The organism is Rhizobium sp. 2MFCol3.1 (assembly GCF_000377565.1).
Taxonomy (GTDB): domain Bacteria; phylum Pseudomonadota; class Alphaproteobacteria; order Rhizobiales; family Rhizobiaceae; genus Rhizobium.
The window spans coordinates 374854-396959 of record NZ_KB898356.1 but is presented as its reverse complement, the minus strand read 5'-3'; the positions used below and the strand labels follow the sequence as shown (position 1 = coordinate 396959).

Sequence of the window (22106 nt, the reverse complement as noted above, 5' to 3'; positions counted from 1 at the left end):
CTGATCCCCTATTTGCCGCGTTGGCCGCGGCGGTGGCGATGGCGCCGCCAGACGCCGTCATCCGCCATCATGTCTGTGAGAAGGCCTTCCCTCAAGCCACGATCGGCAACGCGCATGCGCGGGCTCGGCCAACGGCGGCGAATGGCCTCGAGAATGGCGCAACCCGCCAGCACCAGATCGGCGCGATCGGGCCCGATGCAGGGATTGGCGGCGCGGCTGGCGAAATCCCAGGAGAGGAGCTTCGCCTGCATTGCCGAGACCTCGTCATCGGACAGCCAGATGCCATCGACCTTGCGCCGGTCGTAGCGCGGCAGATCGAGATGGACGCCGGCAAGCGTGGTGACCGTGCCGGAGGTGCCGATCAGGTGAAAATCGCCGAGATCGCCATCGATCACAGGGCAATCGAAGCCGGAGAGCATGCCCTCGACCTCAAGCACCATGCCCTCGAAGACATCGGGCGTGACATCGCGGCCGCCATGGCGCTCGGACAAGGTCACGACGCCGACGGGCAGCGAGGTCCAGTGGGTGATGTGATTGGCAAGCCGGCTGAAGCGGCTGTCGCCGATGCGGATGACGGCGATTTCCGACGAACCACCGCCGATATCGAAGAGCACGACGGAGCGCGTCTCACGGCCGACCAGCGAGGAGCAGCCGGAGACGGCGAGCCTGGCTTCTGTTTCGCGATCGATGATCTCAAGTTCGAGCCCGGTCTCCGCGACAACGCGCTGAAGGAACTCCTCGCCATTGCTTGCCTGGCGGCAGGCCTCGGTTGCGATCAGCCGCATGCGGCGGATCTCGCGGTTCTTCAGCTTGCCGGCGCAGACGCGCAACGCATCGACAGCGCGGTCCATGGCGTCATCCGACAGGCGCCCGCTCGCAGCCAGCCCCTCGCCCAGGCGCACGATGCGCGAGAAGGCATCAACGACGCGGAACTGGCCCGGACGGGTCGGCTGCGCGATCAGGAGGCGGCAATTGTTGGTGCCGAGATCGAGCGCGGCGTAAAGCTCGTCCGGCCAGGGATGGGCGGAAGCCGGCCGTTCGCCGCGCTCCTGATGATGACGCTGGACGCGATTGTCGTTTTCGCCGCGCGCTTCCTGCGCGGGACCACGGCCGACATTCGGCTGATTCGCAGGCGCCTGCGCGGGCTGATGGCCTGATGGCTTTGTCTGCGCCAGCGGCCGACCCTGCAAGCCGCGCTTGCCACGATGCTTGCGCCGGCCGCGCTTTCCCGAAGCCGCGTCGCCCTCATGCGCACCCGCGCGATTGGCGGATGCGACCTGATCACCCTGTTGCTGCTGTCTTGGAGCACCCTCGCCCGACGCACCGGAGCCGCGACGACGGCGCTTGCGCTTGCGGGCCGATGTCTCGGCCGCAATGTCCGTCGGACGTGCATCCATTGGGCGCGCTGCCTCGCCGGCAATGCCGGAGGGGGCATGCGAAGCGGCCTGAGCTGCATTGCGGGATTGCCCGCCACGCTTGCCCTTGCGGCGCCTGGATTTCTTGCCATCCTTGCGCGCTGCCGCCGACGCCCCGTTAGATTGCGACTTAAAGCCGCCTTCGGGGTCTTCCACGTTGTTTTTCCACCGCGCCGCGCAAGTCCTGAAGGATGAACTCCTTGAGGTATGCTGCTGGCGCTCGTTCGATTTTGCGTTGGCGCGAAGATACCAGCGCTCGGCCAAAACGACAAATTCTTTTTCCCAACCCTCAAGAATCCGCCTTTTCCAACACTCCACAGCGCCGTTCAATTTTTTTTCAAACAGCTATTTGCATTCCGCGATGATTTGGTTATAAGCGCCGCACAGCAGCCAAGCACGCTTCGGCAGCGACTGCTGGGGAATAGTTCAATGGTAGAACGACGGACTCTGACTCCGTTAATCTTGGTTCGAGTCCAGGTTCCCCAGCCAAATTTTCTCGACATACATTCATAAGTGCTAGATTTTTCCGTGACCGCACGCCTTCACCAAGGCGATAGCCGAACCGCTACCGCATCCGGCGGTTTATCGTCACGGTGAATCATTTGCATCGCTCTGATGCCGATGGTAAAAGAGTGTGAGCAAGAAAGGGCGAAACCATGAGCGCCGTAAAAGTCACCAAGACCAACGAGACTCGGAAGACGTTTGACGTGCGCCCTTCGCAGGCTCCGGTTGACTACGACAAGCTCATTTCGACGGCTATGACACGCTTCCCGAAGGTTCACGCTATCCTTGCGAAGTGAACCTATTTGGCTCCCCGCCGAAATCATCGTAAGAATTAATCTCGCAAATACGATAGACACGGGTGAAAACCACGCCTTGCTGTTTCCCGACAGGTTGGAGGGTGCGCTGATGCGTCCTCGAAATCTATGGGCTTACGAAGAACCTGACGCCCTGATGCTTGCCGTCTCGTACATGCAGGGCATTGCGATGGCTCATGCATTCGAGCAAGGAAACAAGCGCACCGGATTCGATGCCGGATTTCTGTTCTTGAACGCAAACGGATGGGATATCCATACAGACGCCGATCATGAACTCATGGCGGTCGTGTTCCTTGAGCTTGTCGAGCGGGACCGAACAACCCGCGAATTCGAGACCTATCTCGCCGACTACATTATTCCAGCACCCGGCATGGAATAGCACGTCGGACTGAAGTCTCCCCTCACCCCCGCCGCAGCGTAAAATACCGCTGCGCCGTCTCCGCCCTATTCCGCAGCGCCGGCGGGAACGCATACTTGCCGCAGACCTCGAACGCGAAGCCCGCCTTCACAAGCGTGTCGGTCATCACCTCGGTCAGCTCCGCCGTCGTGCGGTAGATGGCGTTGTAGACTTCGTCGAGCTCTTCGGAGAAGTGCTCCTTCAGCGTCAGGCGGACGTCGAGTTCGGACAGCGATTCGCGGACGTAGATGGTGGCGTTCGGGGCCGCGAGCTTGGCGATCATCTTGAAGGTGTCGTGGACGGCTTCGTCGTTGAGATAGATGAAGAGGCCGGTGATCAGGAAGAAATCGAAGGGCGGCTGCAGCTTGAAGTCTTCGACGGCGATCCGGGGAACTTCGACGACCTGGAACTGGACGTTTTCATCGTCGCCGATCTCGGCCTTGGCGCGGGCGATCAGTTCTTCGGAGAAGTCGAAGCCGAGATACTGGTTGCCGTTGTTGTTGTAGAAGCTGGCGAGGCGGCCGGCGCCGCAGCCGAGTTCGAGGATCTTCGACGGACGTTCGAGGCGCGGCAGGAGATGCGTCTTCTCGTGGATGTCGCGATCAACCGCGATCGTCGAGCCCTCGGATTGCAGCATCACGGCGTTGACGGCATTGCCTTCCTTTTTGGCGCGACCATTGAAGAAATCGCGGACCTTCAAGGCGTCGATGCTTTCCTGGTCCTTGTATATGCGGCTCATGCTCGGTTCCGTTTCGTGACTGTTTTCTTGAAGCGTGTCGGTGTCGCAAAGCCGCTGCGCACTTTTGCGCGACATGCTTCAGCCGGCCAGCGCCTGCAGATTGAAGTAGTGGAGATTGTCCCGCGCGAGCGCCAGGTCCTGCTCGCTGTCGATCTCGTAGGCGATCACTTCGTGGGTGCGGATCGGCAGGAACTGCCTGAGGTGTTCGTAGACGGCCGTGTTGCCGATGTCGGCAAAGTAATCGACCGGCAGCCAGGCGATGTTGGCCCATTCATATTCGGTCGGGTCGTCGCGGCGGAAGCTTACGGCAAGGCCATCCTCGCGCGTCAAGAAAACGGCGTCGCGGGTCTTGGTCTTGGTGATGCCGAGCTGCGCCACGCCGGGCTCGCAGGAGGCGAGGAAGGCGGCGAAGCTTTCCGGCTCGACCAGCATGTCCCCATCCATGAACAGGCAATCGCCCTTGATGTAGCGGCCGCCGAGCTCGTAGCTGTGCAGCGTCGTCGTGCTGCGGAAGCCGGGGTTACGCACGACGAGCACATCCGGGCGGATGGCGCGGATCGCCGCGATGACGGCCTTTTCCTCGAAGCCGACGATGACGCGGACATCCTCGACATCCTTCAGCAGCGACAGCAGATGCTTGATGATCTTGACGCCTTCGATCTCGACCAGGCATTTCGGCTTGCCATGGCCCAGACGCGAGCCGAGGCCGGCCGCCGCGATTACAGCGTGTTTAACAGACGGCATAGCGACTTCCCATCGAGAGCGACATAGTTGGACACGGAGACCAGCGCGTCGGGCGCGCCATGCAGGCCGGTGAAGGCGATGCCGATATCGGCGACGTCGAAGAGCGGCACGTCGTTGAAGCCATCTCCGATCGCGACGAGGCGGTCGAACTCGTCCTTCAGCTCAAGGCCGGCGACGTTCTTGCGCATGACCGTGTCGAGGCCGGTGATCCAGCCATCCTTGTCGGTCGTGGCTGTCGAGGTGTAGAAGCGGCAGCCGAGGCGCTCGACCAGCGGCGCGATCCAGAGATCGAGATTGCCCGTGACGACGAAGCAGCGATCGCGGTTTGCCCGGATGAACTGCTCGATATCGGGATCGAACTCGACTTCCGCGACGATCGACTGGATGCGATCGAGGCCGGCGCTGCGCAGGATGGCGAAACGCAGGCGGAAAGAATCCTCGAAGGGGATCATGCCCGACATGGTGAGCTCGGTCAGGAGCCGCATTTCGGCTTCGAGGCCAAGCTCCGAGGCGATCATCGGCAGCAGTTCGGCGCGGGTGATCGTGCCATCGAGATCGAAAGCGAAGCCGGTGCCACGCTTGTGGCCGGCAAGCGCGCCCGTGTCGTTGGCGGCGGGCAGTGTCAATGCATGCTGTTGCGCGCGGTACATGCTCAGGACCTCGACGTCTGTATATCGGCTGCGATGGAATCAAGAATGATGCTGGAGGCCGGCTCTGCGTGTGGGAGCAGCACCTTCAGGAGCTCCTCGCGCTCCTTCACCAGCTGCCAGGCCTTGCCGTCCTTGTAGTCGAGCGCCACCTGGCGCAGCTGATTGAAGGTCTCGACGCGGTGGGCGGCGCGTTCGGCAAGCCGGCCCAGCGCGTTGAAGGCGGCATGGACGCCGGAATCGATGAAGATCAGCGGCTTTTCGAAGAGATGATATTCGGTGAGGAAGGAGACGCCGTCGGTGATCATCAGATCGGAGGCGTCGAACAGCTCGCCATAGGTGCCTTCTCGAATGGTGCAGTTCGGCAGTGCCGACCAGGCATCGAGATAGCGCTGATAGGAATTGTCGCGGAAGAGGCCGCTCTGCTCGGCGCCGAAGGCAAGTGCGGGATGCGGCTTCAGCACGAACTGAATGTCCTTGGCCGAGCGGGCCCAATCCAGCATCTGCTTGTAGATCTTATGGAAAACGCCGAAGCCTTCGCCATGGACGGCCAGCGAGTGATGCGGCGCCCAGATGACGCGGAAGGTGCGGCCGTTCGGCTCGGCGATCGGCCATTCGCCTTTGCCCTTGGCTTCCAGCAGCTTGTTGTGCTTGGGGTAGCCCGAAAGCACGAACTTGTCCGGGTCGGAATGGTTAAACGAGCGGTAGTAGGACTGCGTCATCTCCGTCTCGCAGAAGATCTTCCAGGCGAGGCGGTGATACTGCTGGTCGTAATTGTCGGCGTAGGCTTCGTCGGCCTCGCTCTTGGCATCCGGATTGGCAAGCACGCCCATACCATAGGGCACGACGCAGATGCGCGCGAAGGTGATCTCCATGGTTCTCAGACCATGCGGCACTGGAGAGTCCCACTGCTGCTGGCGGAAAACAACGTCGGGCATCAGGTTGCGCAGGATGTCGAGCGCATCGAAGGAGTGCATATCGAGCCGGATGTGCGGCACGCCAAGTGCGTTCAGCCCCGCATGCACCTCGTCCTCGCCGCTGAATTCGGCGCGCCCGAGCTGGCTGTTATCGATCGAGACGACCATCGGGTGATAGCGATCATCCTCAGTCATCGCCCAATAGACATCGGCCAGCGCATCCCACATCGGGATCGACTGAACGATGAAGACGCAGCGGATTTTCGGCGTCGCCGGGCCAAGCCGGCGCAGCGTCAGCTGGCTCACCTGCTTCAGGACATGCAGGTTCACGCCCATGCCGCCCAGCCTGGAATCGAACTTGCTGAGCACTTCCTTGGTGAGCGGCACCTTGTCGTGGTTGTTCAACTCGATCGCCGTCTTGACGATCTCGCTCATCTGCTGCGGCAAGGCCGTGAGCTGCGAATGGAATGTCTGCAGCAGCTTGGCGATTTCGAACTGGACCGATCCCTGCGTATCGATGCGCTGCGTCAACTCTTCGACTTGCGCCTTCAACGATGCCAATTCGGCAAGGGTCTCGGCCGAAGAATTGCTTGGCTCGGTCGTGGGCATTCAGATCGCCTTCGTACATTCAAGAACGGCATTCAGCCGAACGCAGGTCTGCTTCTTTATCCGCAAACCCTAGGGCCGGAAGCTTTCGCCAAACTGGCCAGCGGGCACAGCTCGATGCCCACCGGGATCGCCGCGGATGTTCTGGCGTTGAATGCGAACCTTGATGCTTCTATGAGTGAGCAAACGCAGGCGTTCGAGCCGGACCCGTTGCCGTGATGTTGCCAGGAAAGCAGCCAGCCGAAGTGGACGACCATTTGCTGAACGATAGGGATGCGCCCGCGATATCAGGCGAATGGCCTGCAAGCGAGCGGGTGCTGGTGTCGGTCGATCACCATCCGGCCTCGGCGTCGCTGCTGCGCCATAGTGCCGAGATGGCCGCGCGGCTGAGGGCGCCGTGGGCGGCCGTCTATGTCGAGACCAACCGCTCGATCAATCTCAGCGAAGCCGAACGCGATATGCTCGCCGCCAACCTGCGGCTGGCCGAACAGCTCGGTGGAGAGGCGATCACCATTGCCGGGCGCGAAACGGCGCAGGAACTGATCCGCTACGCTGCGTCCAAGGCCGTTACCCATATCGTGATCGGCGCGCAGAAGCAGCCGACATGGCTGGCGTGGTTCTCGCCGTCGGTCGCCGATCGCCTTGTTCGCAAGGCCGGCGATATCAGCGTCCATGTCATTTCGGGCAACGAGCACAAGGATGCTGTGCCCCGCAGCGTCAAGGCGGCCGTAGAGCGGCCGGCCTTCGATCTCAGGGCATATCTGCTGGCTGTCTTCTATGTGGTGATTGCGCTTTTGGCCGGCATCGTGCTCGATCAGGTGCTCGATGTGCGCAATCTGGCGCTGGTGTTCCTGATGGCGGTGCTGACCTCGGCGGTGCTGCATGGGCTCAGGCCGGCGCTGTTTTCCTGCCTGCTCGGCGCGCTTGCCTTCAACTTCTTCTTCCTGCCGCCTCGCTACACGATGACGATCAGCGACCCGGAAAGCGTGCTGGCGTTCTTCTTCTTTCTCGGCGTCGCGATCATCGCCAGCAACCTGACGGCCACGGTGCAGCGACAGGCGGCGGCGGCGCGACAGCGGGCGCGCACCACCGAGGATCTCTATCTCTTTTCAAGAAAGCTCGCCGCCGCCGGCACGCTTGACGACGTGCTCTCGGCGACAGCCTTTCAGCTTTCCTCGATGTTGAGGGTGCGGGCCGTGCTGCTCTTGCCCGAGAGCGGGACGGTCGCGGTGAAGGCCGGCTATCCGCCTGACGACAAGCTCGACGAGGCCGATATCGCGGCGGCGCACTGGGCTTTTGAGAACAACCACGCAGCCGGACGCGGCGCCGATACGCTGCCGGGCGCCAGGCGGCTTTATGTGCCTTTGCGCACCGGGCGCGCCGCCATAGGCGTGATCGGGCTCGACAGCGATGATCGCGACGGGCCGCTTCTGACACCGGGAGAGCAGCGATTGCTCGACGCGCTGGCGGACCAGGCAGCCCTTGCGATCGAGCGTATCCAGCTCGTCGCCGATGTCGACCAGGCGAAGCTGGCGGCGGAGGCCGACCGATTGCGCTCGGCGCTGCTGACCTCGATCTCGCACGATCTGAAGACGCCGCTTGCCGCCGTGCTTGGCGCCTCCACCACGCTGCGCGACTATTTCGCCTCGATGAGCGAGGAGGACCGCAAGGATCTGCTGTCGACCGTGGTGGACGAATCCGAGCGGCTGAACCGCTTCATCGCCAATCTGCTCGACATGACCCGGATCGAATCCGGGGCGATGGAGCCGAATTCGGCGCTGCACGATGTCGGCGACATCGTCGGCAGTGCACTGCGCCGCGCGGCCAAGATCCTGTCGCATCACGGCGTGCATGTGACCATTCCGGCGGACCTGCCGACCGTGCGGGTCGATCCCGTTCTCTTCGAGCAGGTGCTGTTCAATCTCATCGACAATGCCGCAAAATACGCGCCCGAGGGCTCGACCGTCGAGATCAAGGGATGGACCGGCACCGGCGATGTGATGGTGCAGGTCGCCGACAGCGGGCCGGGCATTCCTGATAATGATCTCGACCGCGTGTTCGACACTTTCTACCGGGTGCGTAAGGGCGACCAGGTGCGGGCCGGCACCGGGCTTGGCCTCTCCATCTGCCGCGGCTTCGTCGAGGCGATGGGCGGCACCATCACTGCCGCAAACCGCCCCGACCGATCAGGCGCGGCCTTCACCATCAGGCTCCCCCGCCCCCAAGAGATCACGAATGACATCACGAAGCTGGAAGATATGAAATGACCGGTTCGCCCGTGAAGATCCTTGTCGTCGACGACGAGCCCCCTATCCGCAAGCTTTTGCGCGTCGGCCTGACGGCGCAGGGATACGACGTGCATGAGGCGCCGGATGCGGCGACCGCTCGCGCGCTTGCAAGCGAGGTCGGCCCCGATCTCATCGTGCTCGACCTCGGCCTTCCCGACACGCCGGGCCACGCGCTGCTCGGCGAATGGCGCGAACAGGGACTGACGACACCGGTCGTGATCCTTTCCAGCCGCACCGATGAAGGCGGGATCGTCAAGGCGCTGGAGACGGGGGCGGACGACTATGTGACCAAGCCATTCGGCATGAACGAGCTCGGCGCCCGCATCCGCGTGGCGCTGCGCCACCGGCTGCAGCAGCAGGGCGAAAAGGCGGTGTTTCGCACCGGCGGACTGTCGATCGACCTCGTCAAGCGGATCGTCAAGGTCGACGAGCGCGAGATCAGGCTGTCGCCGAAGGAGTACGATATCTTACGTGTGCTGGCGCAATATTCCGGCAAGGTGCTGACGCATCAGTTCATGCTGAAGCAGATCTGGGGACCGGCGGCGGATGTGCAGTATCTGCGCGTCTATGTGCGCCAGCTGAGACAGAAGATAGAGGCCGCGCCCGACCAGCCGCAATACATCACCACCGAAACCGGCGTCGGCTACCGGCTGCGCGAGGCCGACCTGCCTGCAACCGAAAGTGCTTCACCGGAGAGCCGATGAGGGATAGAGCAGTGATCGGTTGATACAGAAGAATGGACCGCATCATGACCGATACCGTTACCGACCGCTTCCTGCGCTATGTCGTCATCGACACGCAATCCGACCCGCAATCGCCAAGCCAGCCCTCCACCGAGAAGCAGAAGAATCTCGGGCGCGTGCTGGTCGAGGAACTGCTGGCGATCGGCCTTTCGGACGCGCATCTGGACGAGCACGGCTATATCTATGCGACCATTCCCGGGAATACAGACAAGCAGGTGCCCGTCATCTGCTTCTGCTCGCATATGGATACGGCGCCCGATTTCAGCGGCACCAACGTCAAGCCGCAGATCCTCCGCAACTACGAGGGCGGCGATATTCGCCTGACGGGAGATACGCAGCAGGTGATCCGCGTGAGCGAGCATCCCGAGCTGAAGAACCAGATCGGCAACGACATCATCACAACCGACGGGACGACGCTGCTCGGCGCCGACGACAAGGCGGGAATCGCCGAAATCATGACGGCCGCGCAACTCCTCGTCTCCAATCCCGATATCAAGCACGGCACGATCAAAATCCTGTTCACGCCGGACGAGGAGATTGGCCGAGGCGTCGACAAGGTGGACCTGAAGAAGCTCGGCGCCGATTTCGCCTACACGATGGATGGTTCGACGGCGGGGCATATCGAGGACGAGACGTTTTCGGCCGATGGCGTCGAGATCACCATCCAGGGCGTTGCGATCCATCCTGGCTTCGCCAAAGGCAAGATGGAAAACGCCATAAAGATAGCCGGCGCGATCATCGACCGGCTGCCGAAGGATATCGGCCCCGAGACGACCTCGGGCCGGCAGGGCTTCATCCATCCGACCGGCGTGACCGGCTCGATGGAGAAGGCCGAAATCGGGCTGATCATCCGCGATTTCGACAATGCGGGGCTGACGGCCAAGGAAGAGATGCTGGAAGCGATCGTAAAGGACGTGATGTCGGGCTATCCGGGCTCGACCTACACGTTCGAGGTCAAGCAGCAGTATCGCAACATGAAGGAGGTGGTCGACCGGCACCCTGATATCGTCGAGAACGCCATCGAGGGCATCCGGCGCGCCGGGATGCAGCCGAAGCGCGGCAGCATTCGCGGCGGCACCGACGGCTCGCGCCTCTCCTTCATGGGCCTGCCCTGCCCCAACATCTTCGCCGGCGGCCACGCGTTTCATTCGCCGCTCGAATGGGTGAGCCGTCAGGATATGGAGCGGGCGGCCAAGACGATCGTCGAGATTGCCAGGGTTTGGGAGGAGCGGGCGTAAGCGCCCGCGCACCAATCTCACGCAAACGAAAAATGCCGGACGTCACCGCCCGGCATTTTTTATCCCCGCAGACCCGGCGCTTCCTGGCCGGTGCGTTCGACATATTCGGTGTAGCCGCCGCCATACTGATGGATGCCATCGGGCGTCAGTTCCAGCACGCGGTTCGACAACGCCGCCAGGAAGTGGCGATCGTGGCTGACGAAGAGCATGGTGCCTTCGTATTGCGACAACGCCTTGATCAGCATTTCCTTGGTGTCGAGATCCAGGTGGTTGGTCGGCTCGTCGAGGACGAGCAGGTTTGGCGGGTCGAACAGCATCTTGGCCATGACCAGACGTGCCTTTTCGCCACCGGAGAGAACCCGGCACTTCTTCTCGACGTCATCGCCCGAAAAGCCGAAGCAGCCGGCGAGCGCGCGAAGCGGCGCTTGGCCCGCAAGCGGGAAACTATCTTCCAGCCATTCGAGAACCGTGCGTTCACCATCGAGCAGGTCCATGGCGTGCTGGGCGAAATAGCCGAGCTTGACGCTGGCGCCGAGCGCCACGGTGCCCTGGTCGGGCTCGGTCGAGCCCGTCACCAGCTTCAGCAGCGTCGACTTGCCGGCGCCGTTAATGCCCATGATGCACCAGCGCTCCTTGCGGCGAACCATGAAGTCGAGGCCTTCATAGATCGTGCGGCTGCCGTACTTCTTGTGGACGTTCTTCAGGTTGATCACGTCTTCGCCGGAGCGCGGCGCGGGAAGGAACTCGAAGGCGACCGACTGGCGGCGCTTGGGCGGCTCGACGCGGTCTATCTTTTCCAGCTTCTTGACGCGGCTCTGCACCTGCGAGGCGTGTGAGGCGCGCGCCTTGAAGCGTTCGATGAACTTGATTTCCTTGGCAAGCATCGCCTGCTGGCGCTCGAACTGCGCCTGCTGCTGCTTCTCGTTCTGGGCGCGCTGCTGCTCGTAGAAAGCATAGTCGCCGGAATAGGAGGTGAGCTGGCCACCATCGATCTCAATGATCTTGCCGACGATGCGGTTCATGAACTCGCGGTCGTGCGATGTCATCAAAAGCGCGCCGTCATAGTTCTTCAGGAACTCTTCCAGCCAGATCAGGCTTTCGAGATCCAGATGGTTGCTCGGCTCGTCGAGCAGCATGACGTCGGGGCGCATCAACAGGATGCGGGCGAGCGCCACGCGCATCTTCCAGCCGCCGGAGAGGCCGCCGACATCGCCGTCCATCATTTCCTGGGTGAAGCTTAGGCCGTCGAGCACTTCGCGGGCACGGCCCTCGAGCGCATAGCCGTCCAGCTCCTCGTAGCGCGCCTGCACCTCGCCGTAACGTTCGATGATGCGATCCATCTCGTCGAGCTTGTCGGGATCGACCATCTCGGCTTCGAGTTCGCGCAGTTCGGCGGCAACGACGCTGACGGGGCCGGCGCCTTCCATGACCTCGGCCACGGCGCTGCGGCCCGACATTTCGCCGACATCCTGGTTGAAGTAGCCGATGGTGACGCCCTTTTCACCGGCGACATTGCCCTCATCGGGCTGCTCCTCGCCTGTGATCATGCGGAAGAGCGTCGTCTTGCCGGCGCCATTCGGGCCGACGAGGCCGATCTTCTCGCCCTTGTTGAGCGCCGCCGAGGCCTCGATGAAGAGGATGCGGTGGCTGTTCTGCTTGCTGATATTTTCGATGCGGATCATGGGAAGCGTGGTCCAAAACAGGTTTTCGGCGCCCTTATGCCACGCAACACCGGAGATGTCGCCCGTTTTCCGCAGTGCACCAAATGTTCGACCAAGACCGTTTCCCTGTGGTGACAGCCGCGCGGGACTTCCAAACATCAGGGAGCACTGATACGTTCCATATTTGTTCCCGAGTCGCGCTTTTGCCGCGACGCGTATGCTAGAGGCTGAAGAATAGATGCAGGCGGCGGCCTATCTCGAGAAACTGAACGAACGGCAGCGTCTTGCCGTGGAGCATGGGGTCGGTAACGGACCGGATACGACGGGCGGTCCGCTGCTGATCATCGCCGGCGCCGGGTCGGGCAAGACCAACACGCTGGCGCACCGGGTGGCGCATCTGATCGTCAACGGCGCCGATCCGCGCCGCATCCTCTTGATGACATTCTCGCGCAGGGCAGCGTCCGAGATGGCGCGGCGGGTGGAGCGCATCTGCCGGCAGGTGCTCGGCGCCAATTCGGCCGTGATGACCGATGCACTGACCTGGGCCGGCACTTTTCACGGGATCGGCGCGCGGCTGCTCCGGATCTATGCCGAGCAGATCGGCCTCAATGTCGATTTCACCATTCACGACCGGGAAGACAGCGCCGACCTGATGAACCTCACCCGGCACGAGCTCGGCTTCTCCAAGACCGAAAGCCGGTTTCCGACCAAGGGGACGTGCCTGGCGATCTACTCGCGCACAGTCAATTCCGAGACGCCGCTCGCCGAGGTGCTGAAGACCTGGTATCCGTGGGTAGCGGCCTGGGAAGAGCAGCTGCGTGAGCTGTTTGCCTGCTATGTCGAGGCCAAGCAGGCGCAGAACGTGCTCGATTACGACGACCTTCTGCTCTACTGGGCGCAGATGGTGAGCGACCCGGAACTGGCCGCCGATATCGGCGGGCGTTTCGACCATGTGATGGTGGACGAGTACCAAGATACCAACCGGCTGCAATCCTCCGTGCTGATGGCGCTGAAGCCCGGCGGGCGGGGCCTAACCGTCGTCGGCGACGACGCGCAGTCCATTTACTCCTTCCGGGCCGCGACGATCCGCAACATTCTCGACTTCCCGAAGACGTTCGAGCCGCCGGCCGATATCATCACGCTCGACCGCAACTATCGTTCGACGACGACGATCCTTGCCGCCGCGAACGGCGTTATCGAGCTGGCGCGCGAGCGCTTCACCAAGAACCTCTGGACCGACCGGCAATCCGAAGAGCGGCCGAAGCTGCTGACCGTGAAAGACGAGAACGAGCAAGCGAACTACATCGTCGAGCAAGTGCTCGCCAACCGCGAGGTTGGGATGACGCTGAAGCAGCAGGCGGTGTTGTTTCGCACCTCCTCGCACAGCGGTCCGCTCGAAGTGGAGCTGACACGACGCAACATTCCCTTCGTCAAGTTCGGCGGGCTGAAGTTCCTGGATTCGGCGCATGTGAAGGACATGCTGGCGATCCTGCGCTTCGCGCAGAACCCGCGCGACCGGGTCTCCGGCTTCCGCCTGTTGAAGATGTTGCCGGGGATCGGGCCGCAGACGGCCGGCAAGATCCTCGACACGATCGCCGCCGACCCCGAGCCGCTGATGGCGCTCGCCGAAATCCCGCCGCCGGCCAAGACCGGCGAAAGCTGGCCGGCGCTGGTGCAGCTGCTGGAAGGATTGCGCAAGGCAAACGGGCCATGGCCGGCCGAGATCGCGCAGGCGCGCGAATGGTACGAGCCCCATCTCGACCGCATCCACGAAGACGCCGACACCCGCAAGGCCGACCTGTTGCAACTCGAGCAGATCGCGTCGGGCTATGCCAACCGCGAGCGCTTCCTCACCGAACTGACGCTCGACCCGCCCGACGCCACCAGCGACCAGGCCGGCGTGCCGTTGCTCGACGAGGATTATCTCATCCTCTCCACCATCCATTCGGCCAAGGGGCAGGAATGGCGGGCGGTGTTCATGCTCAACGTCGTCGACGGCTGCATCCCCTCCGACCTCGCCGTCGGCACGACGCAGGAAATCGAGGAGGAGCGCCGGCTGCTCTATGTCGGCATGACGCGGGCCAAGGACAGCCTGACGCTGATCACCCCGCAACGCTTCTTCACCAGCGGCCAGCACGGCCAGGGCGACCGGCATGTCTATGCATCGCGCACGCGGTTCATCCCGGTGACGCTGCTGCAGTATTTCGAGACGGCGGCATGGCCGGTTGTGGTCGCGACGCCTTCGGAGCGGAGTACGCAGCAGATAAGGGTGGATGTGGCGGCGCGGATGCGGACGATGTGGCGGTAGGGTAGATTTGGGGACCGACGGCACTGAGTTTTGCCGGGTAGCTTTTTCCTCAGATTGAGATTTGGCGTTTTGCCGTGGGTTACCCCCCTCTGCCCTGCCGGGCATCTCCCCCACAGGTGGGGAGATTGGCTGGGCTTACCCGCTCGCTCTTCCCTCAACGTTTGGCGAAAACTTCGCCACGAGTCGATCTCCCCCCTTGTGGGGGAGATGCCCGGCAGGGCAGAGGGGGGTGCCACGCGGCACAACACCCAACACAGTCCCTTTCACGCCGCCAACTGCATCCTCACATCCCCCGCCAACGCCTTCATCCGCTCCAGCGGCGCATGGCCGATCAGCATGAACGCATGCGTCTTATCCGACCAGTAGACGACGTTCATCCCCTTGCGGCTTTCGACGTCAGGCTCCCGGGCGCCGTCGTCGGAGCGGACGATGCAGAGTGCCAGGGGCCCCGTCTCGGGGTCGAGATAGGCGAGCTGGGCCAGCGGCTGATCGTCATATTGCAGGAGCAGCGCCCGCTTGAAATCGACGCCCTGAAGAGCGATCGCTTCCGGAGAGAGGCGCAGGCCGAGCCTTGCTTCGACGGCCGACAGCTGACCTGCCTGCGACGCAAGCGACGGCACCGGGCCGGCCAGCGTTTCGGGCGTGTAGAGCGCGATGTAATCGGCGACGGTGGCGCGCCATTCGCTGCTTTCATCGGTGGCGGCAAGCTGCCGGCTGAGCCCGATGAAGGCGCGGTCGGCGATGACGCCGGCCACCAGGCAGGCGGCGAGTGCGCCGAGGAAACGGCGGCGGCTGGGGGCCGGCGTTGCCGCTGGTGTGGCGGAGAGGCGCGAGAGGATGGCTTCGAGCTCGGCCTTCGGCGCCTGAGCGAGAAGCGGATCAAAGGCCTGCGCGAAGGGCAGGCTGGCGCGGGACAGGAATTCGAGGCGGGCGGCCAGCTCGGCGTCCGTTTCCAGGAGTGCTTCGAGACGGGCGGCTTCAGCGGGTGGCAGTTCGCCGTCGAGGTAGGCGGTCAGCTCCTCGTCGGAGGGGATCGTGGTTTTGTCGGTCATCGTCCGCCCTCCTCTTTCAGATTGCCGGCTAGCGTCGCGCGGGCGGCGGCCAAGCGGCTCATGACGGTGCCGATCGGAATATCGAGCACGGCGGCCACCTCCTTGTAGGACAGGCCCTCGACATAGGCCAGGAAGACCGCGGCACGTTGCGCATCGGGCAGCGCGCCAACAAGACGAAGCACCTGAGCGGCCATGACATGCGTCTCCGTTTCGCGCGCACCATCGACGACGAGCGCCTGCTCGGCATCGACGAAGCCCTGCCCTTCGCGGACCCGCCGCGAGCGGATTTCATTGAGCCAGATCGAATGAAGAATGGCAAACAGCCAGCGGTCGAGCCTTGTGCCCACCTGAAATTGCGTGGCCCTCTCAAGCGCGCGCACGCAGGTCTGCTGCACCAGATCGTCGGCCACGTCGCGGCGATGCGAGAGCACGAGACCATAGCGCCAGAGCCGCGACAGGTTTTCCGTCAGACCGCTCCTGATATCGGATTCGCTTGCGATGGCCGCCTCCGCCACGGGGTTTGCCGAAGACCGCGCCGGACGAACCGGCGCGGTCTTGTTGGCGTGACTATAGGCAGGAAATGTCGTGTAGGCGACGACCATCGGCATGTTCCTCGTCACATTATCGGGTGTTCCCGATCCTCAGATCTTCGACGGATCGGTGATCGCTTCGTTGAGATCGCGATATTCCTCGCAAGACGTGCCGCACAGCGTCTTGATGGTGCCGAGCTGCTCCTTGGCGAGGTCGATGCGGCCCTTGATGACATAGGCCTCGCCGAGATATTCGCGGACCTTGGCGTATTGCGGATCGAGCTGGACCGACTTCAGATAATAGGAAATGCCTTCATCCGTGCGTCCGAGCTTACGCGTTGCGTAGCCGCGATAGTTCAGCGCCTCGGCGGTGTTCTGGTCCTTCAGCGTGTCGAGCATGGCCAGCGCCTCATCGTAACGACCGGCCTTGGCCAGCGAATAGGCGTATTCGGTGCGGTTGTCGTCGGTGATGTTGGCGCCCGACTGCTTGACGCATTTCTGCGTCTTCTTGTCATAGAGCTCACCCTTCTTGCAGGTCGGCGTGGTGGCGCCGCCGCTATCGTCGCCGCCGGCGGCGAAAGCAGGCGCGGTGAACGCGAAGGCGGCGATCGCGCCGCTGATGAGGACGGATGCAATCCGGGAGGTTGCTGAGGTCATGATGTATCTCCTTCGGGACAAGACGGGTTGGTCTGGAAGACAGGGTTGCGGCGAATGAACACCGCAGCCGGCGGGTTTATTCGGCGGATGTCCCGATTTTTCCGATCACCGTTTCGTGAGAGCCAGCGGCGAATAAAGCCCGGGCTGGCGTGTTTGCTCCGCGTGCGCCGGGGGACGAACAGGAGCATTTTTGTGAACGAGACCGTCAAACTACTCAGCCTCGCCACCGCGGCGCCACTGCATGTGATCACGCAGGAGGAAGCCGCGGAGACGTCGGCACGGCTGTTTTCCAGCCGGCTGAAGGACTTCGCGCATCTTGTGTCGGTCTTCACCAATGCCGGCATCCGCACGCGACACGCCGCGCGGCCGCTCTCATGGTTCACCGAGCCGCATGGCTGGGAAGACCGCATGCGGGCCTATCAGGAGGAGGCGCGCAGTCTGTTTCGGCGGACAGTCACCGCGGCGCTCGATCAGGCCGGACTTACAGGGGCCGATGTCGATTGCATCGTAACGGTCTCTTCGACAGGCATCGCGACGCCGAGCCTCGATGCGCAGTTGGCATCGGAGATCGGGTTTCGGACGGATGTCGAGCGCCTGCCTGTCTTCGGCCTCGGCTGCGCGGCAGGCGTTTCCGGCTTTGCGATTGCGGCGCAGTTCGCCAAGGCGAGGCCCGGAGCGACCGTGCTCTTCGTTTCGATCGAGCTTTGCACGCTGGCGTTCCGGCTCGACGAGTTGACGCGGGCGAATATCATCGCAACCGCGCTGTTCGGCGACGGTGCCGCCGCCTGTATCTTGCGCGCGGGGCCGGAGGGGCTTGCCGCCGTCGAATCCACCGGAGAGCATTTGTTTCCCGATACGCTCGGGATCATGGGCTGGAAGATCGACGATACCGGCTTTGGGATCGTGCTGGCGCAATCCCTGCCGCCCTTTGCGGAGAAGGAGTTGGGGCCGGCGATCGACGGCATTCTTCGTCGCAACGGGCTGAACCGGGATGATATCGACCGCTTCATCTGCCATCCTGGCGGCGCACGCGTTCTGGCGGCGCTGGAGACGGCCTTGTCGATCCCATCCTCGGCGCTCGAGCATGAGCGGGCGGTGCTTGAGGAATACGGCAACATGTCCTCGCCGACGGTGCTGTTCGTTCTTGAGCGGGTGCTGCGCCAGGGATTGCCCGAGCGGGCGGCGATGATTGCGATGGGACCGGGCTTTTCGGCCAGCTGCGTAACGTTGACGAGGGCCTGACGATGTGGCCCTCGATCCTCATCCTTGGTTTCGTGACGGTTCAGCGGCTGGCGGAGCTTATCATCGCCCGCCGCAACACCCGCACGCTGATAGCGCGCGGCGCCCGCGAGATCGGCGCCGACCATTATCCCGTCATGGTGGCGTTGCATGCGAGCTGGCTTGCCGGGCTCTGGCTGCTGGCGCCGGGCCACCCCGTGCGGCCGGTGTGGCTCGTGCTCTTCGTCGTGCTGCAGCTTGGTCGCCTCTGGGTTCTGGCCACGCTCAAGGGGCGTTGGACGACGCGGATCATCGTGCTGCCGGGGGCGCCGCTGGTGCGCGAAGGGCCATATCGGCTTTTCTCGCATCCGAATTATGCGGTTGTGATCGGCGAGATCGCGGTGCTGCCGCTTGTCTTCGGCATGCCGCTTTATGCCGCCATCTTCTCCGTCTTGAACGGGCTGATGCTGTGGCTTCGCATCCGCGTGGAGAACCGTGCGCTGAAGGCGGCAATGTTTTTGAAATGAATGCGATTTTTCATTTGCACGCGGCTTGGCGGAGGGGCATTTTCCATGCCTAGACTATCGTGGGTTTCGTGGGAAAATGACGAAGAACGTAATCGTGCTTGGAGCCGGCATCGTCGGCGTATCGACGGCCATTCATCTGCAGCGGCGCGGACGCCAGGTGACATTGATCGATCGCAAGCCGCCGGGCAACGGCACATCCTTCGGCAATGCCGGATTGATCCAGCGCGAGGGCGTGGTGCCTTATGGCTTTCCGCAGCAGCTCGGCCTTCTCGTCCGCTACGCCTTCAACAACCGCATCGATGCGCATTATCATCTGAAGGCGCTGCCGGGCCAGCTGTCGTTCCTGGCGCGCTACTGGTGGCATTCCAACACCAAGCGCCACCAGATGATCTCGAAGGCCTATGCGCCGCTGATCGCGCATTCGATCTCCGAGCACAACGACCTCATCGAGGCGGCAGGCGCCGAGCATCTGATCCGCAAGAACGGCTGGATCGAGGTGTTCCGCACCGGTGAAAAACGCGACGCGGAATTCGCGGAGGCGGAGCGGCTGCAGCGGGAATTCGGCGTCGGCTTCGACAAGCTGGATACCGGCGATCTGGCGCGGCTGGAGCCGGATCTCAATCTCGGCTTCGTCGGCGCGCTGAAGTGGCGCGATCCTTGGTCGGTCATCAATCCGCAGGCGCTGACGGCAAGCTATCTGCGCTATTTCGAAAGCATCGGCGGCCGCTTCATCACCGGGGATGCGAACTCCTTCGGCAAGTTCGGCGCCGGCTGGAAGATCGCGACCGACGAGGGTCCTGTCGAAGCCGACGAGGCGGTGATGGCGCTGGGGCCATGGGCGGCGGTCGCGACGAAGCGCCTCGGCTATGCCTTCCCGCTCGGGGTGAAGCGCGGCTATCACATGCACTACTCGGCGAAGGGCAATGCGGTGCTCAACAACACCGTGGCCGACACAGAGCTCGGCTATCTGATGGCGCCGATGGAGAACGGCATCCGGCTGACGACGGGTGCCGAGTTCGCGGCGATCGACGCGCCGAAGACACCGGTGCAGCTCGACCGCGCCGAAAAAGTGGCGCGCGGCGTGTTTCCGCTCGGCGAGCGGCTCGATCCGGAACCCTGGATGGGCGCCCGCCCCTGCACGCCCGACATGATGCCCATCATCGGCAAGGCGCCGCGCCACGAGGGCCTATGGTTCGCCTTCGGCCACGCACATCACGGGCTGACACTCGGACCGGTGACCGGACGGGCGCTGGCGGAGCAGATGACCGGCGAAAAGCCCTTCGTCGACATCTCCGCCTATTCGCCGCAGCGGTTTAATCCGTAAACGATCCGGCTAGCAAACACCCAATTCCTTAAGATCGCGAAGCGCCGCCTTCGCGATCTCGTCGACCGTCGTGTCGATATCGACGGTGACGACGCCCGGTTCGCCGGTCGGGACCTCAAGCGTCGCAAGCTGGTTCTCGAGCAGGGAGAGCGGCATGAAGTGGCCCTTGCGGGCGCCCATGCGCACGGTCAAAAGCTCCTTGGAGCCATGCAGATAGACGAAGAACAGGTTGCCGGCGACGGCAGTGCGCAGGCGGTCGCGGTAGCTTTTCTTCAACGCCGAGCAGGAAACGATGATGCTCTCGTTGCGGTCGAGAGCGGCCCTCATGGTTTTGCCGATGATATCGAGCCAGGGAAAGCGATCCTCGTCGGTGAGCGGAATGCCCTTCGACATCTTCTCGACGTTGGACGCCGGATGCAGCGCATCGCCTTCGGCGAATTCGACGGCGAGCGCTTGCGCTATGGCCTCGCCCACGGACGACTTGCCGCTGCCGCTGACCCCCATGACGATGATGGCATGGGGGCGCGTGTTTTTTGCTGACATTCCAGAAATTCTCCTCACCTCGGCATGATCCGCCGTGTCAGGAGACCCAAGATTACGACGCGATGGCCGCATTCTTGCGGGCGAGACGTGCCCTGATGGTGTCGACATCGGCGCGCGGCGTCGCCGCGAACAATGTCTTGGTATAGCTGTGCTGCGGGTCGTTGAAAACCTGATCCCGCGATCCGTATTCGACAGCTTCGCCATAATACATGACCATGACGTCATCGGCCATGTAACGGACGACCGAGAGGTCGTGGCTGATGAAGACGTAGGTCAGGTTCAGCTCGTCCTGCAGATCGGCGAGCAGGTTCAGCACCTGTGCCTGGACCGAAAGGTCGAGTGCGGAGACCGGCTCGTCCAGCACCAGAAGCCGCGGCTTCAGCATCAGCGCGCGGGCAATGGCGATACGCTGGCGCTGGCCGCCGGAGAACATGTGCGGATAGCGGTTGAAGTGGACGTCCTGCAGGCCGACCTTCTTCAACATCGACATCGCCAGTTCGCGGCGTTCGGCAGCGGGCGTGTTGGTGTTGATGATCAGCGGCTCCATCAGGATATCGCCGATCTTCTTGCGCGGGTTCAGCGAACCATAGGGGTTCTGGAACACGATCTGCACCTTGCGGCGCATTTCGGGCGTCAGGTCGCCGGCTGCGATATCTACCTTCTTGCCGTCGATGAAGAGTTCGCCGTCGCTTGCCGGATCGATCATGGTGATGATGCGGGCGAGCGTGGACTTGCCGCAGCCGCTTTCACCGACGATGGCGAGCGTCTTGCCCTGTTCCACCTTGAAGTTCACGCCCTTGACGGCGTGCACGGTCTTTTCCTTCTTGAACAGGCCGCCCGGCAGAAAGTAGTTGCGGACGATGTTCTTGCCTTCGAGGACTGGCGTCATTGGGCCGCTCCCTCACTCGTCTGTTTGAAGATCTCGCCGATGGTCGGCAGGCGGTCGCCGGTGGCGTTGTCGGGCAGAGCCGCGAGCAGCGCACGGGTGTAATCGCTCTTCGGTGCTTCGAACAGCGACAGCACGTCGGCCTCTTCCATCTTGCGGCCCTTGTACTGCACGATCACGCGATCGGCGGTCTCGGCGACCACGCCCATGTTGTGGGTGATCATGATGAGGCCCATGCCGTGTTCCGTCTGCAGGCGCATCAGGAGATCGAGGATCTGCTTCTGGATCGTGACGTCGAGAGCAGTGGTCGGCTCGTCGGCGATCAGGAGCTTCGGATTGCAGGCGATCGCAATCGCGATCATCACGCGCTGGCACTGGCCACCCGACATCTGGTGCGGGAAGTGGCCGAGGCGCTCGGCCGGGTTCGGAATGCCGACCGCTTCGAAGAGCTCGATGGCGCGCTTGCGGCGCTCCGCCTTGTTGAGGCCGAGGTGAATGCGCAGCACTTCCTCGATCTGGAAGCCGACCGTGAAGCACGGGTTGAGGCTGGCGATCGGCTCCTGGAAGATCATCGACATGTCCTTGCCGATGATCTTGCGGCGCTCGCTTCCGGACATGCCGAGCAGGTTGCGGCCGTCGAAGACCAGCTTGTCGGCGGTGACCTTTGCGGTCCAGGGCAGAAGGCCCATGGCTGCCAGCATGGAGACGGACTTGCCGGAGCCGGATTCGCCGACGATGGCCAGAACTTCGCCGGCCGAGACCTTCATCGACACGCCATCGACGGCGCGGAAGGTGCCGGTCGAGGTCTGGAACTCGACGACGAGATTTTCGATTTCGAGAAGTGCCAT

The 22106-nt window shown here is 63.0% G+C and carries 20 protein-coding genes, 1 tRNA gene and 1 pseudogene; 10 read left to right on the top strand and 12 right to left on the bottom strand.

The window, feature by feature from the left end:
* Positions 1-8 precede the first annotated feature (8 nt).
* Positions 9-1571: a Ppx/GppA phosphatase family protein gene (locus D460_RS0110615; RefSeq protein WP_018898524.1), complete on the bottom strand. Its 1563-nt coding sequence runs from the start codon at positions 1569-1571 to the stop codon at positions 9-11.
* Between the two features lie 259 nt (positions 1572-1830).
* On the opposite strand from D460_RS0110615, the gene D460_RS0110610 reads away from it, so the two are divergent.
* From D460_RS0110610 to D460_RS35010, 3 genes are all read left to right on the top strand, one after another.
* Positions 1831-1904, top strand: a tRNA-Gln gene (locus tag D460_RS0110610).
* Between the two features lie 167 nt (positions 1905-2071).
* Complete coding sequence (locus D460_RS36375) at positions 2072-2215, top strand: hypothetical protein (protein ID WP_018898523.1); 144 nt, start codon at positions 2072-2074, stop codon at positions 2213-2215.
* The gene (locus D460_RS35010; RefSeq protein ID WP_026283007.1) at positions 2205-2612 is read left to right on the top strand and encodes a type II toxin-antitoxin system death-on-curing family toxin; all 408 of its coding nucleotides are present in this window, start codon (positions 2205-2207) and stop codon (positions 2610-2612) included. Before D460_RS36375 ends, D460_RS35010 begins: the two co-directional genes overlap by 11 nt.
* A 22-nt stretch (positions 2613-2634) precedes the next feature.
* Here D460_RS35010 and D460_RS32895 read toward each other — a convergent pair whose 3' ends face one another.
* The 4 genes from D460_RS32895 to D460_RS0110580 all read right to left on the bottom strand — a co-directional run bounded on the left by D460_RS32895 (position 2635) and on the right by D460_RS0110580 (position 6286).
* A complete protein-coding gene (locus D460_RS32895) occupies positions 2635-3369 on the bottom strand; it encodes a class I SAM-dependent methyltransferase (RefSeq protein ID WP_196809330.1) in 735 nt (244 codons plus the stop codon).
* Between the two features lie 78 nt (positions 3370-3447).
* Positions 3448-4113, bottom strand: coding sequence for an NTP transferase domain-containing protein (locus tag D460_RS0110590; RefSeq protein WP_081619898.1), 666 nt, complete (start codon positions 4111-4113; stop codon positions 3448-3450).
* Positions 4089-4763, bottom strand: coding sequence for an HAD family phosphatase (locus tag D460_RS32890; protein ID WP_018898519.1), 675 nt, complete (start codon positions 4761-4763; stop codon positions 4089-4091). The genes D460_RS0110590 and D460_RS32890 overlap by 25 nt, the downstream gene beginning before the upstream one ends.
* Positions 4764-4765: 2 nt before the next feature.
* Entirely contained in the window at positions 4766-6286 is a 1521-nt protein-coding gene (locus D460_RS0110580) for a CDP-glycerol glycerophosphotransferase family protein (protein ID WP_018898518.1), read from the bottom strand.
* A gap of 211 nt (positions 6287-6497) precedes the next feature.
* On the opposite strand from D460_RS0110580, the pseudogene D460_RS32885 reads away from it, so the two are divergent.
* The 3 genes and pseudogenes from D460_RS32885 to pepT all read left to right on the top strand — a co-directional run.
* Positions 6498-8550 (top strand): annotated as a pseudogene (locus D460_RS32885) (sensor histidine kinase KdpD); the annotation flags it as partial.
* The gene (locus D460_RS0110565) at positions 8547-9275 is read left to right on the top strand and encodes a response regulator transcription factor (protein WP_018898515.1); all 729 of its coding nucleotides are present in this window, start codon (positions 8547-8549) and stop codon (positions 9273-9275) included. The pseudogene D460_RS32885 and the gene D460_RS0110565, both read left to right, overlap by 4 nt.
* A 44-nt stretch (positions 9276-9319) precedes the next feature.
* Positions 9320-10552 carry a peptidase T gene (pepT, locus tag D460_RS0110560; RefSeq protein ID WP_026283006.1) on the top strand — a complete coding sequence of 411 codons (1233 nt, stop codon included), beginning with the start codon at positions 9320-9322 and terminating at the stop codon, positions 10550-10552.
* Between the two features lie 59 nt (positions 10553-10611).
* On the opposite strand, the gene D460_RS0110555 is transcribed toward pepT, so the two are convergent.
* A complete protein-coding gene (locus tag D460_RS0110555) occupies positions 10612-12234 on the bottom strand; it encodes an ABC-F family ATP-binding cassette domain-containing protein (RefSeq protein ID WP_018898513.1) in 1623 nt (540 codons plus the stop codon).
* A 217-nt stretch (positions 12235-12451) separates the two neighbouring features.
* On the opposite strand from D460_RS0110555, the gene D460_RS0110550 reads away from it, so the two are divergent.
* Positions 12452-14521, top strand: a complete 2070-nt coding sequence (locus D460_RS0110550) for an ATP-dependent helicase (RefSeq protein ID WP_018898512.1) — start codon at positions 12452-12454, stop codon at positions 14519-14521.
* A 263-nt stretch (positions 14522-14784) separates the two neighbouring features.
* Here D460_RS0110550 and D460_RS0110545 read toward each other — a convergent pair whose 3' ends face one another.
* The 3 genes from D460_RS0110545 to D460_RS0110535 are packed head-to-tail and all read right to left on the bottom strand — an operon-like array spanning position 14785 to position 16760.
* A complete protein-coding gene (locus D460_RS0110545) occupies positions 14785-15573 on the bottom strand; it encodes a zf-HC2 domain-containing protein (protein ID WP_018898511.1) in 789 nt (262 codons plus the stop codon).
* Positions 15570-16175, bottom strand: a complete 606-nt coding sequence (locus D460_RS0110540) for an RNA polymerase sigma factor (RefSeq protein ID WP_018898510.1) — start codon at positions 16173-16175, stop codon at positions 15570-15572. Before D460_RS0110540 ends, D460_RS0110545 begins: the two co-directional genes overlap by 4 nt.
* Before the next feature lie 39 nt (positions 16176-16214).
* Entirely contained in the window at positions 16215-16760 is a 546-nt protein-coding gene (locus D460_RS0110535; RefSeq protein WP_018898509.1) for a tetratricopeptide repeat protein, read from the bottom strand.
* Positions 16761-16952: 192 nt separating this feature from the next.
* On the opposite strand from D460_RS0110535, the gene D460_RS0110530 reads away from it, so the two are divergent.
* The 3 genes from D460_RS0110530 to D460_RS0110520 all read left to right on the top strand — a co-directional run bounded on the left by D460_RS0110530 (position 16953) and on the right by D460_RS0110520 (position 19829).
* Positions 16953-18002: a type III polyketide synthase gene (locus D460_RS0110530; RefSeq protein WP_018898508.1), complete on the top strand. Its 1050-nt coding sequence runs from the start codon at positions 16953-16955 to the stop codon at positions 18000-18002.
* A gap of 2 nt (positions 18003-18004) precedes the next feature.
* The gene (locus D460_RS0110525; RefSeq protein WP_018898507.1) at positions 18005-18505 is read left to right on the top strand and encodes an isoprenylcysteine carboxylmethyltransferase family protein; all 501 of its coding nucleotides are present in this window, start codon (positions 18005-18007) and stop codon (positions 18503-18505) included.
* Between the two features lie 76 nt (positions 18506-18581).
* Complete coding sequence (locus tag D460_RS0110520; protein WP_018898506.1) at positions 18582-19829, top strand: FAD-binding oxidoreductase; 1248 nt, start codon at positions 18582-18584, stop codon at positions 19827-19829.
* A 9-nt stretch (positions 19830-19838) separates the two neighbouring features.
* Here the strand turns inward: D460_RS0110520 and D460_RS0110515 are convergent, their stop codons facing one another.
* Genes D460_RS0110515 through D460_RS32880 form a run of 3 tightly spaced genes read right to left on the bottom strand, consistent with a single transcriptional unit; the run spans position 19839 to position 22106 of the window.
* Positions 19839-20372 carry a gluconokinase gene (locus D460_RS0110515; protein ID WP_018898505.1) on the bottom strand — a complete coding sequence of 178 codons (534 nt, stop codon included), beginning with the start codon at positions 20370-20372 and terminating at the stop codon, positions 19839-19841.
* Between the two features lie 52 nt (positions 20373-20424).
* Entirely contained in the window at positions 20425-21261 is an 837-nt protein-coding gene (locus tag D460_RS0110510; RefSeq protein WP_018898504.1) for a dipeptide ABC transporter ATP-binding protein, read from the bottom strand.
* Positions 21258-22106 carry an ABC transporter ATP-binding protein gene (locus D460_RS32880; protein ID WP_018898503.1) on the bottom strand — a complete coding sequence of 283 codons (849 nt, stop codon included), beginning with the start codon at positions 22104-22106 and terminating at the stop codon, positions 21258-21260. Before D460_RS32880 ends, D460_RS0110510 begins: the two co-directional genes overlap by 4 nt.

Coding starts and splice junctions, on each gene's coding strand:
- D460_RS0110510 (WP_018898504.1), bottom strand. CDS start 21,261: ATGACGCCAGTCCTCGAAGGCAAGAACATCGTCCGCAACTACTTTCTG.
- D460_RS36375 (WP_018898523.1), top strand. CDS start 2,072: ATGAGCGCCGTAAAAGTCACCAAGACCAACGAGACTCGGAAGACGTTT.
- D460_RS0110580 (WP_018898518.1), bottom strand. CDS start 6,286: ATGCCCACGACCGAGCCAAGCAATTCTTCGGCCGAGACCCTTGCCGAA.
- D460_RS32895 (WP_196809330.1), bottom strand. CDS start 3,369: ATGAGCCGCATATACAAGGACCAGGAAAGCATCGACGCCTTGAAGGTC.
- D460_RS0110555 (WP_018898513.1), bottom strand. CDS start 12,234: ATGATCCGCATCGAAAATATCAGCAAGCAGAACAGCCACCGCATCCTC.
- D460_RS0110535 (WP_018898509.1), bottom strand. CDS start 16,760: ATGACCTCAGCAACCTCCCGGATTGCATCCGTCCTCATCAGCGGCGCG.
- D460_RS0110525 (WP_018898507.1), top strand. CDS start 18,005: ATGTGGCCCTCGATCCTCATCCTTGGTTTCGTGACGGTTCAGCGGCTG.
- D460_RS0110545 (WP_018898511.1), bottom strand. CDS start 15,573: ATGACCGACAAAACCACGATCCCCTCCGACGAGGAGCTGACCGCCTAC.
- D460_RS0110515 (WP_018898505.1), bottom strand. CDS start 20,372: ATGTCAGCAAAAAACACGCGCCCCCATGCCATCATCGTCATGGGGGTC.
- D460_RS32880 (WP_018898503.1), bottom strand. CDS start 22,106: ATGGCACTTCTCGAAATCGAAAATCTCGTCGTCGAGTTCCAGACCTCG.
- D460_RS0110590 (WP_081619898.1), bottom strand. CDS start 4,113: ATGCCGTCTGTTAAACACGCTGTAATCGCGGCGGCCGGCCTCGGCTCG.
- D460_RS0110540 (WP_018898510.1), bottom strand. CDS start 16,175: ATGGTCGTCGCCTACACGACATTTCCTGCCTATAGTCACGCCAACAAG.
- D460_RS0110550 (WP_018898512.1), top strand. CDS start 12,452: ATGCAGGCGGCGGCCTATCTCGAGAAACTGAACGAACGGCAGCGTCTT.
- pepT (WP_026283006.1), top strand. CDS start 9,320: ATGACCGATACCGTTACCGACCGCTTCCTGCGCTATGTCGTCATCGAC.
- D460_RS0110520 (WP_018898506.1), top strand. CDS start 18,582: ATGACGAAGAACGTAATCGTGCTTGGAGCCGGCATCGTCGGCGTATCG.
- D460_RS32890 (WP_018898519.1), bottom strand. CDS start 4,763: ATGTACCGCGCGCAACAGCATGCATTGACACTGCCCGCCGCCAACGAC.
- D460_RS0110565 (WP_018898515.1), top strand. CDS start 8,547: ATGACCGGTTCGCCCGTGAAGATCCTTGTCGTCGACGACGAGCCCCCT.